This window comes from Bradyrhizobium altum, assembly GCF_020889705.1.
GTDB lineage: Bacteria > Pseudomonadota > Alphaproteobacteria > Rhizobiales > Xanthobacteraceae > Bradyrhizobium > Bradyrhizobium altum.
In genome coordinates this window covers 41151-59410 of record NZ_JACMYP010000020.1, presented here as the reverse complement: position 1 = coordinate 59410, position 18260 = coordinate 41151, and the positions used below count along the sequence as shown (strand labels likewise).

The window sequence follows — 18260 nt, the reverse complement described above, 5'->3', positions numbered from 1 at the left end:
CCGGGAAGGCGAGCGGCCGCTCCGTGCGGGGGCAAAACAGCTCGGCGTCGACGCCGCGCGACCACGGCATCAATTTGCGGAAGCCATGCGCCTGCAGCGCCTGCTCGAGCGACGGCGAGCCGACCATGATGCCGTCTCCGCTATTGTGGAAGCGGCGCAGCGCCGCGTAGCTCCACCGCAGCGGGACCGGCAGCCGCGCGGCGAGATATTCGGGAAAGCGCGTGTGGTAGCTGGTCGTGAACGGATAGCCGCGCGTCCGGCAGACATGCCGGCTGATCCAGCCGATCGGCCCCTCGGTCGCGATGTGCACCGAGTCCGGGCGCGCAGCCGCGATCGCGCGCGCGATCCGCCCAAGCGACGGCAGCGCGAGCCGGATTTCCGGATAGCCGGGCAACGGCACGGTGCGGAAATCGGCCGGCGTCAAGAAGGTGATTTCCGCGCCGAGCGACGGTGCTTCACTGGCGAGATATTCGAGCGAGCGGACCACACCATTGATCTGCGGCCGCCAGGCGTCGGTTGCCACCAGCACGCGCATCAGGCGACCGCCTGCGTGAGCGGCGCGAGGCCTGCCCTATTCAACGCTGCCCGCGCTTCCGTCCATCGGACGATTTCAAACTGCCCGTTATAGCGCTCGACCACGCCGGTGCAGGACTCGACCCAATCCCCGGTGTTGATGTAGCGGACGCCGAAATCGTCGTGCAGTGCCGCGTGGTGGATGTGGCCGCAGATCACGCCTTGAACGTTGCTGCGCGCGGCCTCCGATGACAGCACCTCCTCGAACCGGCCGATGTGGTTGACCGCATTCTTGACCTGCAATTTCGCCCAGGACGAGAACGACCAATAGCCGAACCCAAATCGGCGCCTGATCCAGTTGAGCCAGACGTTGCAGGCCAGCGCGGCCCGATAGCCGACATCGCCAATCAGCGCGAGCCAGCGCGCATGCCGCACCACGAGATCAAAATGGTCACCGTGAACGACGAAGTAGTCGCGGCCGTCGAGGCCACGATGGATCGCCCGTTCGACAATTTCGACGCCGCAGAACGCCGCGCCGGCGTAGTCACGCAGGAACTCGTCGTGATTGCCGGGAATGTAGACCAGGCGACGGCCCCGTTGCGCGAGTTCGATCAGCTCCCGCACCACCGCATTGTGCGCTGAAGGCCAGTACCAGCTCGACCGCAGACACCAGCCATCGACGATGTCGCCGACCAGGAACACGGTTTCGGCATCATGGTGACGAAGAAAGTCGATGAACCGCTCGGCCTGGCATCCCCGGGTTCCGAGATGGACGTCGGAGATGAACAGGCTCCTGACCTTGACGACATCCCGCGGCGCGGCCCGCCTCGCTTCCGCGCGATCGCTTGCCCCATGCATCGCAAATTGGGAGTCGACTCTGCCGCCGTCCGGCCGAAACGCAGCCGCCATGGCCTCGGCCAATCCCGCGAGAACCTTCGTGACATCGCGGCTGGCGCATCGCCTGAAGATCGAGCGGTGCCAATAGATGCCTGCGATAAGCACCAGCAGCGCGAACTCGGCCGCGCGATATCGCCCGCCGGAAGCCGCGTGACCGAACTGATAGCTCGCGGCCAGGACCAGCAGTGTCGCGGCTGCACGCTCGAGCGTATCCGAGCCGGGCCGCAGGCGGGACAACAGGGCTCTCATACGCCTTCCTCCACCGGCAAGCGTGAGGGTAGTAAGCGCGGCTCCCCGAGAGGGCGCGGCGCGAGCGAGCGCTTGTAGAAGCGAAATCCCAGGAGCAGCGCGACCTCCACGGCGATCAGGATGACCACCACCCAGAACCCGAGGCTGATCGGATCATGGCCGCTGCCGCGCAGGGCATAGCCGAGCGTGAGGAACGGCATGTTCCAGATCACGGTGCCGATCGCCGTCGCCATCACGAAGGCGCGCGGCTCCAGCCGCAGTACGCCGGCCGGGAGGGCGAGGTAAATCCGCACGGTGGGCAGGGTCTGACCGATCAGCGTCACCCAGAAATGATTGCCGCGATAGGCATCGGTGAGCTGTCGATACAGCGAGGGCCGCAGCAACACGAACTTGCCATAGCGCGCCACCAGCCCCTCGATGCGCCGCGAGCCGAGCACGCGCCCGAGCCCGTACCAGCCGATGGCACCGACGACCGACCCGGCGCTGGTTGCCAGAATGGTCATCGCGAGCATCGTGCCGTCGGGGACCGTCAAGCCGAGCAGCATCAGCAGCACGTAGGACGGCAGCAGCGGAATGAACTTCTCGGCGACGGCGAGGCAGCCGATACCCGCCAGGCCGAAGTGCAGAAACATCGCGATCGTGCTCGACGTGTCCATGGCGTCTCGATCAAGCGCGGGAGTGGCGGCGGCTGATCCGGTACACGGAAGCCGGAGGCAGGTTGAGGAACGTCTGTCCGATGCAGCTCGCCTGCAGATCGAGGCGATCCAGGATCGCGTCTGCGACGGGACAACGCGGACCATAGGTGATCTGGTAGAACGCCCCGCCGGCGCGGAGATAGCCGAAGGCGCCGTGCAGGATAGTTATGACTTTCTCCGGCGGCATCATGAGGAGCCCGAGGCCGCTCACGACCGCACCGACCGGCGACCCGTCGAACAGCCTCTCCCTCCGCAGCCAGGCCGCGTCCATCCACAGCACGCGGGCGCCCGGGAAGCGCCGCTGCAGCAGCGGGATGAATTCGGAGCCGTACTCCACCAGCGTCAGATCCTGCTGCCTGACGCCGCGCTTCAGCAACGCGCGGGTGAAGACGCCCGTGCCGGGGCCAAGCTCGAGCACGGGGCCGGCGTCCGCGGTGATCTCCTGCGCCATGAGCGACGAGACAGCAGGCCCGGACGGCGCGACCGCGGCGACACGCAACGGATTGCGCACCCAGGCGCGGACGAACGGCAGGATGTCAGCGGCCGACATGCCGGAGCTCCCGCACGATAAGCGCGCAATCGGTCTGGCGCCACGGATTCATTAACAAGGCCATTCGCGTGTCTTTCGCATTGCGGGTGCCCACCATCTTGTGTGGCAGGCTCCCGCCGGTTGAGCAGTGTCGGTCGGTGTCGAGACGATTCGACCGTCCCGATGCACGCCTCTGTCTCATGCGAAGCTTGCGTCAGCATGTCGCGAATGCGCGCGTGTGCGAAATTTCGGTCCGCGACGCATTCGCACGGAGAAAACCGCAAGGTTGCCGCAATGAATCGGGCATAAAGCCGGCGGATCGAATGGCGAACCAATGCAGGGATAAGGACAACGAATGCGCGTGCTGTTGGTGGAAGACCAGCCGGACATGGTCGCGGCGCTGCGTGCGGCACTCGCGCGCCACGACATGCTGGTCGATCACGCGCCTGATCTTTTGGAAGCCGAGGCGATTGCCGCTGCGGGAAGTTACGACGCCATCGTGCTGGATCGCCAGTTGCCTGACGGCGACGGGCTGTCGCTGATTCCGAAATTGCGCGCGAGCGGCAACACCGTGCCGGTGCTGGTGCTGACCGCCCGCGGCGAGCTCGCGGACCGGGTCTCGGGCCTCGACAGCGGTGCCGACGACTATCTCGGCAAGCCGTTTGCGTTCGAGGAGCTGCTGGCACGATTGCGGGCGCTGTTGCGCCGGCCCGCGAGCGTGCAGGAGCATGCCGCGCGGATCGGCCGCCTGTCGTTCGACTTCACCCATCGCGAGGCCAGCGTCGACGGACGTCCCCTCGAGATGCCGCGTCGCGAGCGGCTGGTGCTCGAAACGCTGCTGCATCGGATGGGACGCATGGTGCAGCGCTCCGCGCTGATGGAGGCGGTCTACGGCCTCGACGACGAGGTGCAGCCCAATGCGCTCGACACCCATGTGTCGCGTTTGCGCCGCAGGCTCACCGAGGCCGACGCCAGCGTCACCATCAACGGCGTTCGTGGCCTCGGCTATGTGTTGCGAGAGACACCGTGAGCGTGCTGCGACCGCGATCCCTCACCTGGCGCCTGGTCGGACGCCTCGCGGGTCTGCAGGCCGTTGCGTTGACCCTCCTGATTCTGCTGATCGGGGCCGCCGCGATCGGGCTGCTGTGGGCAGGGCTGCTGATCGGCGAGTACCAAGGCAGCACCCTCGATACGCTGAGGGACGCCGTCACCCGCGATGAAGCGGGCGGACTGACGCTGCGCCAGACACCGGAATTGGCCGCCCTGCGCGCCGAGCACGCCGATCTCTGGTTCATCATCCGCGACGCTGACGGTCACCAAATCTCCGAGGGCACGGTGCCCGCGCAGTTCGCACCGATCGCATCGGCCCTCGAACATGTCAGCGAGGCGGTACTCAAGTGGGACGCCGCCGAGGCCCCGCGCCCCGGTGGTCTCGTCAAATCGGTCGACACGTCGGCTGGACGGATCCAGATCCTGACCGGAACATACGGCGAGCTCTCGATGTGGCGAGCGCTGGAGATCACACCGCAGCTGTTCCTCAACATGATCCTGCCGATCGTCGTGCTGATGACGCTGGCGACGTTGGTCGCGACCCCATTCGTGGTACGCCGGGCAATGAAGGGACTTGGCCAAGTCGCCGCGCAGGCCGAACGCATCGACATCGATCGGCGCGGCGCGCAGTTGCCGCTCGACGAGGTGCCGATCGAGATTGCCCCGCTGGTCAAGGCCATCAACGCCGCGCTCGAACGCCTCGACAAGGGTTACGAGCGCCACCGGCGTTTCCTCGCCGATGCCGCACACGAGCTCCGGACTCCGATCGCGATTCTTTCAACACGAGTCGCCTCACTGCAGGCGGGCCCGGAGAAGACCTATCTGCTCGAGGACGCGACTCGCCTCAGCGTCATGGCCGGCCAGCTGCTCGACCTGCAACGGCTCGATCAGCAGACCGACGTGTTCACCGCCGTCGATCTCATCGGCGTTGCCCGACAGGTCGTGCTCGACCTCGCGCCACTCGCCTTCGCGGCAGGATATGAAATGTCCTTTGAGCAGAAGGACGGGACGATTGTGGTGAGCGGCGACCAGACCTCACTCGAACGTGCCCTCACCAATCTCGTGCAGAACGCCATCGACCATGGACAGCGGCGTGGCACGATCCTGGTTCGGGTGACGACAATCGGTTGCATCGAGGTCTGCGACGACGGCGACGGCATTCCGCCCGACGAGCGCGAGCAGATCTTCGAGCCGTTCCGCCGGCTGCATCCGGGCGGGCGCGGCGCCGGCCTCGGCCTCGATCTGGTGCAGAGCATCATGCGTCTGCACGGCGGCCGGATCGAGGTCGATCAGACGCCGTCCGGCGGCGCCTGCATGCGCATGGTGTTTCCGAAGGCTCAGCCGGCGTGCTGATCGACCGGAACTAGCCGCGGCGCGCCGCGAAGCAAGAGCCCGCTCCGATGGAATCGGAACGGCGCTCTCGTTTCTTGCTTTGGCGCGTTTTCTTTACGCGAAGCTGCGTCCAGGCCGTTCAAAAATGTTCTAGCCCGCCTTGCGCAGTTTCAGGGCCTCGTAGAATGCGGTCTCGAGATTGATGTAGCCGATAAAGGATGTCGGATCACCAAACGGCAGGATCTGCGTCGCCCAGAATCCGCCGAACCCGTTCTGGCGATCGATCCAGTAGAACAGGTTGGCGAGGCCGGCCCAGCCGAGCGCGCCGGCGGGGCGGCCGGTCGGAGCCTGCTCGTCATTGATCATGAAGCTGAGCGCCCAGGATTTCGACTGGCCGGGGAAGAACTCGGCGTCGTTGGCGAGCGAGGTGATCACGCCGGTGATGGCGGTGACCTTGTTGTTGCCGAGATGGTTCTTCTCCGCCATCCGCACGGTTTCGGCCTTCAGGATCCGGCCATGCTCGCCGGCGCCGTCGTTCAGCCACATCCGGATGAAGCGCATGTAGTCGCCGATGGTGCCGTAAAGCCCGTGGCCGCCCATATGGATCTCCGGATTGGCCGGCAGCTCGAAATCCATCGGCGTGAGCGAGCCGTCGGCGTTGCGGGCGTGAATGCCGGCGAGCCGGCGGCGCATCGCGTCGGTGAGCTCAAATGCCGTGTCCTGGATTCCGAGCGGCTCGAAGATCCGTGTCTTGAACACCTCGCCGAGCCGACGGCCGGCGATCGTCTCGACGATCTGGCCGCACCAATCCAGGTTGGTGCCGTATTCCCATCGCTCGCCGGGATCGAACAGCAGCGGCGTCATCAACGAAGCCTTGGACGCCGTGATCACGCTGGGCTGCCCCTTCTCCTGCGCGAGGCGATTGTAGGTGTGATTGATGAAGTCGTAGCCCAGGCCTGCGCTGTGAACCATCAGCATACGCGTGGTGATGTCGCGCTTCGGTGCACGCAGCCGTGGTTCGCCTTTGTCGTCGAAACCCTCGATGACCTGGAGCTTGCCGAGGTCGGGGGCATAGGTCTTGGCCGGCGCGTCGAGATCGAGCTTGCCCTCCTCGACGAGTTGCAGGACCGCCGTCCCGGTGATCGCCTTGGTGGTCGAGAAGATGGCGAACACGCTGTCGGTGGTCATATCCGCGGCCTGGTCGAGACGGCGCTTGCCGGCGGCGCCTTCGTAGATGTTGCGATGGCGGTCGGTCACTATGGCAACGACGCCGGGAACGCGCGGGTTGGATGTCACGACGCCGTCGAGAATCGCATCAGCCGCCGCACCAAAATTCATGCTCATTGTCGTCCTCCCATATACTGCTTTGTGATGTGATCAATCGTGAGCGGCGGCGCGGTCAGCGAAGACCGCGGCGCCGGATCGCGATCAGGCGCTATTGCATGGCAAAGCCCTGATAGCCGTTCGCGGCGACCTCGTCGCATTTCTGGCGGTAGGTGCCGACGCCGCCGCAATAGGACAGCACCCGGCGCGGCTTGCCCTCGACATTCGAGCCGAGGTACCAGGAGTTGGTCTTGGCGATCAGCGTTGCGTTGGCGGTCTCGTCGTGATGCGCCACCCACTGATCCTCGGCATCCCTGGTCGGCTCGATGACGTTAAGGTTCTTGCCGCGCAGATACTTGATGCAATCGGCGATCCACTCGACCTGCTGCTGCAGGCAGGTGGTCATGTTGCACAGCGCGGCCGAGGGCGCGAGCGGCACCGCTGTCGTGAACAGGTTCGGATAGCCGTGGACCTGCAAGCCCATCGTGGTGCGGATGTCCCTGCCCCAATCGTCCTTCAGCGATCGCCCCTCGCGACCGCGGATGTCGATGCGCGTCAACGCCCCCGTTCCGGCGTCGAAGCCGGTGGCCAGAATGATGACGTCGAACGCGTGCACCGTGCCGTCGGCGGTCTGGATGCCTTCGGGTGTGATGCGGGCGATCGGATTGTCCTTGACGCTGACGATCTCGACATTGGGCCGGTGGAAGGCCTCGAGGAAATTGCTCTCCAGCGGCACCCGGTGCGTGCCGAAACCGTAATCGGACGGAATCAGCTGCTCGCACAGCTTGGGGTCCTTGATCCGCTCCCGCATCTTTTCGCGCACGAACTCGGTGATCTCGGCGTTGATGGCTTCGTCGAAGAACAGTTCGGCGAAGGACGAAACCCACAGTTTGAGCGATCCGTCATTCCAGCAGTCCTCGATCACCTGGCGGCGCTGCTGCGGCGTCAGGTCAGCCCAGACGTGCTCGAAGTCGAACTCGAATCCGGTGAACGTCTTCGGCAGCCGTTCGGTAAGGAACTTGAATTTCGACTTGTAGGCCTCGGCATCCGTCGCATCCCATTTCGGGTTCTTCATCGGAATGATGTATTGCGGGGTGCGGATGAAGACCTTGAGATGGCCGACCTCGCCGGCAATCGACTGGATCACCTGGATCCCGGTCGCGCCGTTGCCGACCACGCCGACACGCTTTCCTGCGAGCTCGATCGGTCCCTTGGGCCAGCGCGCGGTGTGGAACAGCTCGCCCTTGAATGTCTCCTGTCCCGGAAAGGATACGTGCGGCGCCGAGAGCATGCCACAGCAGGTGACCAGGAATTGGGTATCGACCACGTCGCCCTGGTCGGTCGTCACGAGCCAGCGTTGCGTCGCCTCATTGAAATGCGCGCTCTTGACCGTGGTGCCGAACTGGATGTCGTTCCTGAGGTCGAGGCGGTCGGCGACGTAGTTCAGCCAGCGCTCGATCTCCGGCTGGCCCGGGAACCGCTCGCTCCAGCTCCAACCCTTGTAGAGTTCTTCGGAGAACAGGTACTGATAGGTGTGGCCTTCGGAATCGAAGCGTGCGCCGGGGTAGCGGTTCCAGTACCAGGTGCCGCCGACGCTTGAACCGGCATCGATCGCCTTCACGCTCAGCCCCTGCTCGCGCAGACGGAACAGTTGGTAAAGACCGGCGACGCCGGCGCCGACGACCACGGCGTCGAGCTTGGTCGTTGCGCGCGCACCATTGCTTCCACTCGACCTTGTGACGGTCTCGGTCATCGTTTCCTCCTGTTGTGTTGCTTCGCACGCGCTCATACCCGCCGTGTCGCCGGGTGATGGTGCGTTGCGTCAATTGGATCTCGGCCGCTGGCGCTGTCGCCGGGACGCAGAGCAGGCTACGTGCCGTGCGACCGAGCGGCTTGGATGAAACCGACAATCTCTGGAACGCGGCCGTGCAATCGAGCCATCGGCCGTTGGTCGCCTTGGCAAACGGCGAAAGCGGCCTATCCTGCGCTCAGACGTTCGGCCAAGAAGATGCGGTCAACCGCGCCACAGATTCCACGGAGGAGGCTCGCGCGATGGGCCAATTGATCACGGTCGAGGAACTGCCGCGCTATGCGCCCGGTGAGCTGAAGCTGGACAGCGCCTCAGTCGGGAGGAGCGACTTCCGGCTGCGGATTTTTCGCTATGAACCATCGGATATCTGGGTTCCCCCGTCGGAAAACTTCCTGCTCGTACTCTATCGAGACGGCGTGACGTCGATGAACCGCCGCGTCACCGGCGCGTGGAAGCAAGATCACGTCGGTCGCGGCGTCACGTCATTGCTGACCCGTGCCGAGCCATCAAGCTGGCACTGGAAGAACGACATCGAAGTCACCCATTTCTATATCGCTCCAGCGCTCATGATGAAGACCGCGAGCGATGCCTTCGACCGCGACGCCGAGGCGATCGAGCTTCACGACCTGCTCAAGGCCGAAGACCCGATGCTGACCTGGATCAACGACCAGATGGTTCAGGAGGTTGCCGCAGGCGGTCCGGGCGGACGCCTCTGCTATGACGCGCTGGCGCTGCAGGCGAGCGTGCACATCCTGCGGAAGTATGCGGCGATCGAATTCAAGACGCCGTGCGCGCAAGGACGCTTTCGCCCGGCGCACGCCCGGCTGATCGAGGACTATATCGAGCAGAACATCTTCCGGAACATCACGCTGGAAGAGCTCGCGAACATCTGCAATTGCACGCCGATCCAGTTCGCCCGCAAGTTCCGCGTGCATTACGGCACGCGGCCGCATGCCTATGTCCTGCGGCGCAAGGTGGAGCACGCGTGCCAGCATCTGCGCAAGGACCGCGTTGCGCTGAAGGAGATCGCGCTGCTGAGCGGCTTTGCCGATCAAAGCCACCTCAATCGCGTGTTCCGACAGCACATGAACGTCACGCCGGCGGAATATCGCCGGCAGGTCTGCGAACATTCCACACAAGCGTGAGACCGTGACGCCGGTAGGCCCGCGGCCGGCTCACACCGGCGGCGGGTTCAGCCGCGCAAAACCTTCCTGGATTCGGTAAGGGTAGTAGGGATAAGCCGGCATCACCGCGCTTGCCTTGTCGAGACGCGCGATCTGGTCCGCCGAGAGCGACCACCCGACTGCGCCGAGATTGTCGCGAAGCTGCGTCTCGTCGCGCGCGCCGATGATCACGGACGAGACACTCGGCCGAGCCAGCAGCCAGGCAATCGCAACCTGCGGCACGCTGCGGCCGGTCTCGGTGGCGACGACGTCCAGCGCGTCGACGATCGCGTAAAGCTTCTCGTCGTCGACCGGCGGCCCGAACTGCGCGGTCTCGTGCAGGCGGCTGTTCTTCGGCAAGGGCTGCCCGCGCCTGATCTTGCCGGTGAGCCGGCCCCATCCGAGCGGACTCCAGACCAGCGCGCCGACGCCCTGGTCGAGCGCGAGCGGCATCAGCTCGGATTCATAGTCGCGGCCGACCAGCGAATAATAGATCTGGTGCGCCACATAGCGCGGCCAGCCGTGCCGCTCGGCGATGCCGAGCGATTTCATCAAATGCCAGCCGGAGAAATTCGAGGCGCCGACATAGCGCAGCTTGCCGGCGCGCACCAGCGCATCGAGGGTCGATAGCACCTCGTCGATCGGCGTGAAGGCATCGAAGGCATGCAGCTGCAGGAGGTCGATATAGTCGGTGTTGAGCCGCTTCAGCGCTGCGTCGACCGAAGCGACGAGGCGGTATCGCGACGTGCCGGCATCGAGCGGACCGTCGCCCATCGGCAGGCCGGTCTTGGTCGAGATCAAGACCTTGTCGCGGCGGCCCTTGAGCGCGGCGCCGAGGATCTCCTCCGACGCACCGTTCGAATAGACATCGGCGGTGTCGAACAAATTGACGCCGGCCTCGAGGCAGATGTCGATCAGCCGTCGCGCTTCGTCGACGCCGCTGCGGCCCCAGGCCGAGAACAACGGTCCCTGGCCGCCGAACGTGCCGGTGCCGAAGCTGAGCACCGGGACCTTGAGGCCGGACGCACCGAGATTGCGATATTCCATGGTCATACTCCTTTGATCCGGCTCATTCGGCAGGGCACTGCGTGGCGAGGACGACTGGCCGGTCGAGGCGCAGGCTCCACAGCGCGAGCAGCAGCCCGACCGCGGTGATGACGGCGGCCACCAGCGGCAGCGCGCCGAGACCAAGACCGCGATCGATGGTGACGCCGCCGACCCAAGCGCCGAGCGCGTTGCCGAGATTGAAGGCCGCGATGTTCAGGCTGGAAGCCAGCGTCCGCCCTTCCACGCCGGCGGCTTCGAGCACGCGGAGCTGCAGCGGCGCGACGGTCGCGAACGCGGCGATGCCGAGCACGAACAACAGTGCGACCGCCAACGCCTTGATCGAGATCACCACCGCCAGCGCGACGAGGACGGCGGCGAGGCCACCGAGCGACACCAGCAGCGCACGCGCAACTCCCTTGTCGGCGAGCCGTCCGCCCGCGACATTGCCGATCGCAAGCCCGGCACCGAACACCAGCAGGATCGGCGACACCGCGGCGTCGGAAAATCCGGTGAGCCAGGTCAGGATCGGCTGCACATAGGTGAAGACCGCGAACAGCCCGCCGAAGCCGAACACCGTCATGGCAAGCCCGAGCAGGACCTGCGGGCGGCCGAGCACGGCAAGCTCCTCGCGCAGTTGCACGGGCTTGTCGTTGGCTCCGACATGGCCGGGGACCAGCACGGCCAGCACGATGAACGCGATCACGCCGATCACCGCCACGGCCCAGAACGCCGCGCGCCAGCCGAGCATCAGGCCGAACCATGCGCCGAAGGGAACGCCGAGCAAGGTCGCGACCGTCAGGCCGATGAACATCGTGGCGATCGCCGACGCGCGCTTGTCCTCCGGCACGAGGCTTGTCGCGACCACCGAGCCGACGCCGAAGAAGGTGCCGTGCGCCAGCGAGGTCAAAATGCGCGCCGCCATCAGCAACTCGTAGTTCGGCGCCAGCGCGCAGGCCGCGTTGCCGAGCGTGAAGATCGCCATCAGCGCCAGCAGCACCGCCTTGCGCGGCATCCGCCGCGTGGCCAGCGTCAGGATCGGCGCACCGACGAACACGCCGAGCGCGTAGCCGGAGATCAACAGGCCCGCCGCGGAGACCGACACCTGCATGTCGGCGGCGACCTGCAGCAACAGCCCCATGATGAGGAATTCGGTGGTGCCGATGCCAAAGGCACCGGCGGTCAAGGCAAGGACTGCAGCGGGCATGTGTCGCTCCGGATGGAAGGATTCCGCAATGCGACATAGCGGTCCGGACCGATAAGGATTAGAATGACCGCAATCCAATCATTTGTGACGTGAATTCAAGATGCCCCGAACAGACACCAACCGCTCCGGCGAGATGGACGTGTTCGTCCGCGTCGTCGATCTCGGCGGCTTCACGGCTGCGGCGAACAGCCTGCGCCAGACGCCGTCGGGCGTCAGCAAGCTGGTTTCCCGGCTCGAGACGCGGCTCGGCACGCGACTGGTCAACCGCACCACCCGCAAGCTGCAGCTCACCGAGGAGGGCCAGGCCTTCTATCAGCGCGCCCAACGCATCCTCGCCGACATCGACGAGGCCGAACGCGAGGCCGCCTCATGCGTGCCGCGCGGCCACCTCACCGTGAACAGCAACATCCCGTTCGGCATGCTGCATGTGATGCCGCTGCTGCCGCGCTTCATGCGCGAACATCCGGACATCACGCTCGACATCGTGCTGACCGACACGCTGGTCGATTTGATGCAGGCGCGCGCCGACGTCGCGATCCGCGCCGGCCCGCTCGGCGCCTCGCGGCTGATCGCACGCAAGCTCGGCACCAGCCGCATGGTGGTGGTCGCCGCGCCGTCCTATCTCGCACGCTTCGGCACGCCGAAGACCCCGGCGGACCTCGCCGCCCATCGCGGCATCGGCTGGACCTTTCCGCGCAGCATCCGCGGCTGGCCGTTCCGCCGCGCCGAAAAAATCGAGGAGGCGTTGCCGCCGCCGGTCGCCCGCGTCAGCGACGGCGAAGCCGCGCGCCAACTCACGCTCGGCGGCATCGGGCTCGGACGGCTGGCGCTGTTCCATATCGGTCCCGACATCGAGGCCGGACGTTTGGTGCCGGTGCTGCAAAACCTCAATCCCGGCGATCGCGAGGACATCCACGCGGTCTATGTCGGCCATGCCGGCCCGCTGCCGGCGCGGGTGCGCGCCTTCATCGACTTTCTCGCGCAACACATCCGCATCGGCGATCCGGCATTGCGGCGTGGTGCGGATGGGAAATGGAAAGTCGTAAGCGACAAGTGAGCATTTGATGACGAACGAAACCTCGGTCTTGCAGACTGTCACCGAATCGATCCGGATCACCGCGCAGCCAATGCAGGTGTGGGACGCGATCACGGATCCCAAAGCGGGCGAGACATGGCGCAACGCGCATTTCAACACCGATTGGCAGATTGGCGCATCGATCGAGATCGAGGCCGAGATCGGCGCGAAGCGCTATCGCGACAAAGGTCGTACCATCCATGTCGAGCCGCCGTCACGGCTCGAATATTCCTACTGGTCGCAGGTCTCCGGCCTGCCGGATGTTCCGCAATCCTATGCAACGGTCACGATGACGCTCGCGACTAGCGGCGGCGAGACGGTGCTGACCGTGATCCAGCAGGTGCCGCCGTCGCCGGTCCGCCGCGGGAACGGGTGGGAAATCGGCGCCGACTCCGGCGCGAAGCATGTTGCATTCTATTGGCGCATGGCGCTGCCGCGCCTGAAGCAGGCCGTCGAGCAGGGACGCGCCGCGCTATAGCGAGGTCTCGAAAGCGCTCTAGGTCCGCTTCAGCAAGAAGAGCTGCGTGACATAAGGAAACACCACCTCGTCGGAATCACCGAGGCCAGCCTCACGCAGAATGGCGTCGGTCTTGTCGCGAAGGGCCGCCTTTTCGGCGTCGGGAAGATTGGCGACATAGCTCGTCGACACCACGCGCTCATAGACACCCTGGCGCGGCATCCGATGCGGATGGTTCTGCACGATTTCCTTCTCGAGCACGAAGCGGGGATCCTGCAAGATCCAGCGCCAGTGCCCGGAGCGTTGCCGCGGTGTGTCTCCCGCGTATTTCTCAATCATGACCGACAACGCGTCGACCCATGGCGCGCGGTCATCCCTGTTGTTCCAGACCAGCGCAAGCGTACCGCCGGGACGCAGGAGGCGCGCGATCTCGGCGACCGACGGCTCGTTGTCGAACCAGTGGAACGCCTGCGCGCAGGTCACGAGATCGACGCTGCCGGTTTCGAGGCCGATCGCATCGGCGCGGGTGTTGGTGACCTCGATCCCTGCTTCGCTCGCGAGTTTCGCCGACATCTCGGCGACCGGCTCGATCGCGACCAGACGCGCCGTCTCGGACAAATGCGGGAGCAGCAGGCGGGTGAACTTGCCGGTACCGGCTCCGAGATCGACGACACAGCGTGCGGCCTGCAGCGGCAGCGCGGCGACGATCTCCGCCGGATAGCTAGGCCGGCCCGCCTCGTAGGCGGCGACCGCGACACGATAATTCCTGGCCGTAGGGTTCAATGTCATTCGTGCTTCTCCTGCGAGACGGGCATCTGCGATCAGATCTGCGGAACGGTATAAAGCAGCGCCGGCGCAGAACTGGAAGAGCGCGTGGAGTCAAGATTCGCTGAGGACCCGCCACCTCTGCGTCAGCGCCAAGCACCTGGCGTTGCTCCTTGTTGAACAAAGTGCGCGCAGTTTGAATGATCCTGCTTCGGCAAGAATTGATATCGCAACTTTGCACGCTTGTGTTGCATCGTCGCCGCAGTTCCCGGTTGCAAGTTGCTGTTGATTGAACCACAGTTCTTGAAAGCGGACGCGGTCTGTTGCGCTTGCGCAGGACAAGCCCGGTGCCTCTTCCGCACTGGTGCAGCCATGCCGCGATCCAGGGCCGTCTTTGTCACGGGTATCGTCTACGCCTTGATCGGTTTGGTCCTCGCGAGCGGCGGCATCTGGCTCGCCGCACTGGGTGGCTCAATCTCCTACATTGTGATCGGCGTCGGCATTCTCGCCACGGCTGCGCTCTTGCTGGCGCAGCGACGTTCCGCGCTCTGGCTGTTTGCGATCGTATTGGTCGGCACGCTGGCCTGGGCCGTCTACGAGGTGCAATTCGACTGGTGGCCGCTCGCGGCGCGCGGCGACATCATCTTCCCGATGGCGCTCTGGCTGCTGACACCGGTGATGGTTCGCGGGCTGGCCCGAAACGAGCCGGTGTCCTACACGCGCGCTACCGCGCCACTCTGGGTCGGCGTCGTGGCGGCTGCGGCTGTTCTCGTGGCCGGGCTGCTGTCGAGCTATCACGACATCAATGGCACGATTGCCGAAGCCGGTCCTGCCGTGCAGCAGAGCGAGGCCGACCCGCAACCCGATGGCGATTGGCGCGCCTATGGCCGCACGCAATTCGGTCAGCGCTATTCGCCGCTGAAGCAGATTACCCCCGACAATGTCCGCAACCTCAAGGTCGCCTGGATCTTCCGCACCGGCGACGTGCCGACACCGGAGGATTCCGGCGAGACCACCTTCGAGGTCACCCCGATCAAGGTTCGCGACACGCTCTATCTCTGCTCGCAGCACCAGGTGCTGTTCGCGCTCGACGCCACGACCGGCACCGAGCGCTGGCGATACGACCCCAAGCTTGTGCACAACAAGACGTTCCAGCACATGACCTGCCGCGGCGTCTCCTATCACGAGACCGCGGCTGGTGCCGTCGACAGCAGCGGCGGTCCTGCGCCCGCCGAATGCCCGCGCAGGATTTTTCTGCCCGTCAACGATGGCCGAATGATCGCGCTCGATGCCGACAGCGGCAAGCTCTGCGACGGCTTTGCCGATCACGGCATCCTCGACCTGCAGCAAGGGATGGGGATCAAGACCGCAGGGTTCTTCGAGCCGACCTCACCGCCGGTCGTCAGCGACAGGATCCTGGTCGTTGCCGCTGCGGTGATCGACAATTACGCCGTCGAAGTGCCTTCGGGCGTGATCCGCGGCTTCGATGTCTACACCGGCAAGCTGGTCTGGGCCTGGGACTCCGCCGCAGCCGACGAGAACGCACTGCCGTCGCCGACGCGCCATTACACCAACGGGTCACCGAATTCCTGGATCACGGCCTCGTTCGATCCGAAATTGAATCTGGTCTACATCCCGACCGGCAACAACGGACCCGACATTTGGGGCGGCAATCGCGATGCATTGGTCGAGCGCTATTCCAGCTCCATCGTCGCGCTGGATGTCAACACCGGCAAGCGCGTCTGGTCGTACCAGACCGTGCATCACGATCTCTGGGACATGGACGTTCCCTCGCAACCGAGCCTGGTCGATGTGACGACGGCGAAGGGCGTCGTTCCCGCGATCATCCAGCCGACCAAGGTGGGCAACATCTTCGTGGTCGACCGCAGGACCGGCGAATTGATCGTGCCGGCGCCGGAACGTCCGGTGCCGCAGGGCCCTGCGCCCGGCGACCGCTCCGCACCGACCCAGCCGTTTTCCGAACTGACGTTCCGACCGGAGGCAAAGCTGACCGGTGCCGACATGTGGGGCGGCACGATCTTCGACCAGCTGCTGTGCCGGATCATGTTCCACCGCTTGCGCTACGAGGGCACGTTCACGCCGCCGTCGTTGCAGGGCACGCTGGTCTTCCCGGGCAATCTCGGCATGTTCGAGTGGGGCGGCATCGCGGTCGATCCTGTCAGGCAGATCGCCATCGCCAATCCGATGTCGCTGCCGTTCGCCTCAAGGCTCATTCCGCGCGGCCCGCAAAACCCTCCGGCGCCGACGGCCGAGAAGCCGGTCGGCAGCGAGGTCGGGACCCAGCCGATGTACGGCACGCCGTTCGGGGTGGATATCTCGAGCTTCCTGTCGCCGCTATCTGTGCCGTGCTACCGGCCGCCATGGGGCTCGATGGCCGCCATCGATCTTAGGACGATGAAGATCGTCTGGCAGCATCCCAACGGCACGATCAGGGACACCACGCCGCTGCCGCTCCCGTTCAAGATGGGTGTGCCGATGCTCGGCGGGCCGATCACCACCGCCGGCGGCGTCGCATTCTACACCGGGACCTATGAGTACACGATCCGCGCCTATGACGTGCGCGACGGCAAGGTGCTCTGGGAAGATCGCTTGCCCGCCGGCGCGCAATCGACGCCGATGAGCTACGAGGCCGGCGGCAAGCAGTACGTCGTCACCGCGGCCGGCGGCCACGGCTCGTTCGGCACCAAGCGCGGTGACTATGTGATCGCCTACGCGTTGAAGGATTGAAGTCGTTAAAGCATTGAATCCGGGAGCGTCGTCATGCTTGCGTCATCCGGCGACCGAACGAAGCATCCGACAGCGCTCTGTCTCGGGCTGGGTTTCGCGGCGATGTTGGTCTGCGCTGGCGGTGAGGTCGCACATGCCGCCGACCTGACGGCTCAAGGCGCAGCGCCCAATCCGGTGCCGGCACCGATTCCCTGGCTGCTCGGCGATTGGGACGGCGCGCGAACCCGGCTGTTGAATGCCGGCATCGATTTTCAGTTCGGCTACACCAGCGAGCTTGCCGGCAATGCAACGGGCGGCCAGCGGCAGCAGGTCGCCTACACCGATCAATGGACCTTCGGCACCACGTTCGATCTTGCAAAGCTCGGTGTCGTGCCCGGCGGCACGATCCAGGTCACGTGGACCGACCGCAACGGCAGCAATCTGAGCGACGACGCGCGCCTCGGCACGCTGCAGCAGGTGCAGGAGCTGTTCGGACGCGGCCAGACGCTGCGGCTCACGCAGTTCTGGTACGACCAGAAATTCATCGACGGCCTGGTCGACTGGAAGATCGGACGCATCACCTTCGGCGAGGATTTCGCATCCTTCGCGTGCGACTTCCAGAACCTGACCTTCTGCGGCGCGCAGCCCGGGAACCTCGTCGGCAACTACATCTACAACTGGCCCGTCAGCCAATGGGCCACTCGGCTGAAATTCAATTTGCCGGGCTTCGGCTATTTTCAGTTCGGCGTCTATGACGCCAATCCCAATTATCTGAAGGTGTCGCAGTCGGCGCTTCCGGTATTCTACTCGGGATCTACCGGCCTGCTCATCCCGGCCGAGCTCGCCTGGCTGCCGAAGTTCGGCAACCTGCAGGGGAGTTACAAGTTCGGCGGCTGGTACGACACGTCGACCGCCCCCGATGTGGTCACCGACGTCAACGGCAACCCGGCCGTCCTCAGCGGGCAACCACTGTTGCAGAGCCGCGGGCGTTACGGTGCGTATGTCAGCTTCGTTCAGCAGGTGATCCGGCCATCGCAAGTGAGTTCCGCGGGCATGCTCAGCCTGTTCTTCAATGCGACCATGGCCGACCGCCGCACGGCCACCACCGATTATCAAATCGCGGGCGGCCTGACCTATACCGGACCCTTCCAGTTGCGACCCGAGGACGATATCGGATTTGCGGTCGGCACCACCCATGTCAACAGCCGCATCGCCTGGTCGGAAGAGCTGCAGAATCTGGCCGGCCTCGGTCCCGTCGCCGTCCAGGGCAATGAATACGTCATGGAACTCTACTACACCTACCGGCCACTCGCCGGCCTGCAGGTGCGACCGAACATCCAGTACGTGATCGACCCCGGCGGGACCAGCAGGAACGCAAACGCATTGGTGTTCGGCCTGAAGACGGTCGCGAATTTCTGACACCG

16 protein-coding genes are annotated in these 18260 nt (G+C 65.1%); 7 read left to right on the top strand and 9 right to left on the bottom strand.

The window, feature by feature from the left end; translation table 11 throughout:
* The 4 genes from H8B02_RS08635 to H8B02_RS08620 form a co-directional block, all read right to left on the bottom strand.
* A partial coding sequence (locus H8B02_RS08635; RefSeq protein WP_229165807.1) for a glycosyltransferase occupies window positions 1–535 on the bottom strand: 535 nt, incomplete at its 3' end.
* Window positions 535–1659: a UDP-2,3-diacylglucosamine diphosphatase gene (locus H8B02_RS08630; protein ID WP_376711623.1), complete on the bottom strand. Its 1125-nt coding sequence runs from the start codon at window positions 1657–1659 to the stop codon at window positions 535–537. The genes H8B02_RS08630 and H8B02_RS08635, both read right to left, overlap by 1 nt.
* Window positions 1656–2315, bottom strand: a complete 660-nt coding sequence (locus H8B02_RS08625) for a DedA family protein (protein ID WP_229165806.1) — start codon at window positions 2313–2315, stop codon at window positions 1656–1658. Before H8B02_RS08625 ends, H8B02_RS08630 begins: the two co-directional genes overlap by 4 nt.
* A gap of 10 nt (window positions 2316–2325) precedes the next feature.
* A complete protein-coding gene (locus H8B02_RS08620) occupies window positions 2326–2904 on the bottom strand; it encodes a class I SAM-dependent methyltransferase (RefSeq protein ID WP_229165805.1) in 579 nt (192 codons plus the stop codon).
* A gap of 334 nt (window positions 2905–3238) precedes the next feature.
* On the opposite strand from H8B02_RS08620, the gene H8B02_RS08615 reads away from it, so the two are divergent.
* Together H8B02_RS08615 and H8B02_RS08610 are read left to right on the top strand one after the other, a co-directional pair.
* Entirely contained in the window at window positions 3239–3913 is a 675-nt protein-coding gene (locus H8B02_RS08615; RefSeq protein ID WP_229165804.1) for a response regulator transcription factor, read from the top strand.
* A gap of 5 nt (window positions 3914–3918) precedes the next feature.
* On the top strand, window positions 3919–5286 hold the full coding sequence (locus tag H8B02_RS08610; protein WP_229165811.1) for a sensor histidine kinase: 1368 nt from the start codon (window positions 3919–3921) through the stop codon (window positions 5284–5286).
* Window positions 5287–5415: 129 nt separating this feature from the next.
* Here H8B02_RS08610 and acmB read toward each other — a convergent pair whose 3' ends face one another.
* Together acmB and H8B02_RS08600 are read right to left on the bottom strand one after the other, a co-directional pair.
* Window positions 5416–6609 carry a methyl acetate hydrolase AcmB gene (acmB, locus tag H8B02_RS08605; protein WP_229165803.1) on the bottom strand — a complete coding sequence of 398 codons (1194 nt, stop codon included), beginning with the start codon at window positions 6607–6609 and terminating at the stop codon, window positions 5416–5418.
* Between the two features lie 91 nt (window positions 6610–6700).
* Window positions 6701–8341 (bottom strand): flavin-containing monooxygenase, encoded by a 1641-nt coding sequence (locus tag H8B02_RS08600; protein ID WP_229165802.1) that lies wholly within the window; start codon window positions 8339–8341, stop codon window positions 6701–6703.
* Window positions 8342–8640: 299 nt separating this feature from the next.
* Between H8B02_RS08600 and H8B02_RS08595 the strand changes: the two genes are divergently transcribed.
* Window positions 8641–9543 carry a helix-turn-helix transcriptional regulator gene (locus H8B02_RS08595; RefSeq protein ID WP_229165801.1) on the top strand — a complete coding sequence of 301 codons (903 nt, stop codon included), beginning with the start codon at window positions 8641–8643 and terminating at the stop codon, window positions 9541–9543.
* Between the two features lie 30 nt (window positions 9544–9573).
* Here the strand turns inward: H8B02_RS08595 and H8B02_RS08590 are convergent, their stop codons facing one another.
* Together H8B02_RS08590 and H8B02_RS08585 are read right to left on the bottom strand one after the other, a co-directional pair.
* Window positions 9574–10608 (bottom strand): aldo/keto reductase, encoded by a 1035-nt coding sequence (locus H8B02_RS08590; RefSeq protein ID WP_229165800.1) that lies wholly within the window; start codon window positions 10606–10608, stop codon window positions 9574–9576.
* A 22-nt stretch (window positions 10609–10630) separates the two neighbouring features.
* Window positions 10631–11812 (bottom strand): MFS transporter, encoded by a 1182-nt coding sequence (locus tag H8B02_RS08585; protein ID WP_229165799.1) that lies wholly within the window; start codon window positions 11810–11812, stop codon window positions 10631–10633.
* A 100-nt stretch (window positions 11813–11912) separates the two neighbouring features.
* Here H8B02_RS08585 and H8B02_RS08580 point away from each other — a divergent pair, with 100 nt between their 5' ends.
* On the top strand, window positions 11913–12869 hold the full coding sequence (locus H8B02_RS08580; protein WP_229165798.1) for a LysR family transcriptional regulator: 957 nt from the start codon (window positions 11913–11915) through the stop codon (window positions 12867–12869).
* Window positions 12870–12876: 7 nt separating this feature from the next.
* Complete coding sequence (locus H8B02_RS08575; RefSeq protein WP_229165797.1) at window positions 12877–13365, top strand: SRPBCC family protein; 489 nt, start codon at window positions 12877–12879, stop codon at window positions 13363–13365.
* An 18-nt stretch (window positions 13366–13383) separates the two neighbouring features.
* Here the strand turns inward: H8B02_RS08575 and H8B02_RS08570 are convergent, their stop codons facing one another.
* Complete coding sequence (locus H8B02_RS08570; protein WP_229165796.1) at window positions 13384–14133, bottom strand: class I SAM-dependent methyltransferase; 750 nt, start codon at window positions 14131–14133, stop codon at window positions 13384–13386.
* 348 nt (window positions 14134–14481) lie between these two features.
* Between H8B02_RS08570 and H8B02_RS08565 the strand changes: the two genes are divergently transcribed.
* Window positions 14482–16857: a glucose/quinate/shikimate family membrane-bound PQQ-dependent dehydrogenase gene (locus H8B02_RS08565; RefSeq protein ID WP_229165795.1), complete on the top strand. Its 2376-nt coding sequence runs from the start codon at window positions 14482–14484 to the stop codon at window positions 16855–16857.
* A 33-nt stretch (window positions 16858–16890) separates the two neighbouring features.
* Window positions 16891–18255, top strand: coding sequence for a carbohydrate porin (locus H8B02_RS08560; RefSeq protein WP_229165794.1), 1365 nt, complete (start codon window positions 16891–16893; stop codon window positions 18253–18255).
* The last annotated feature ends 5 nt before the right edge of the window (window positions 18256–18260 follow it).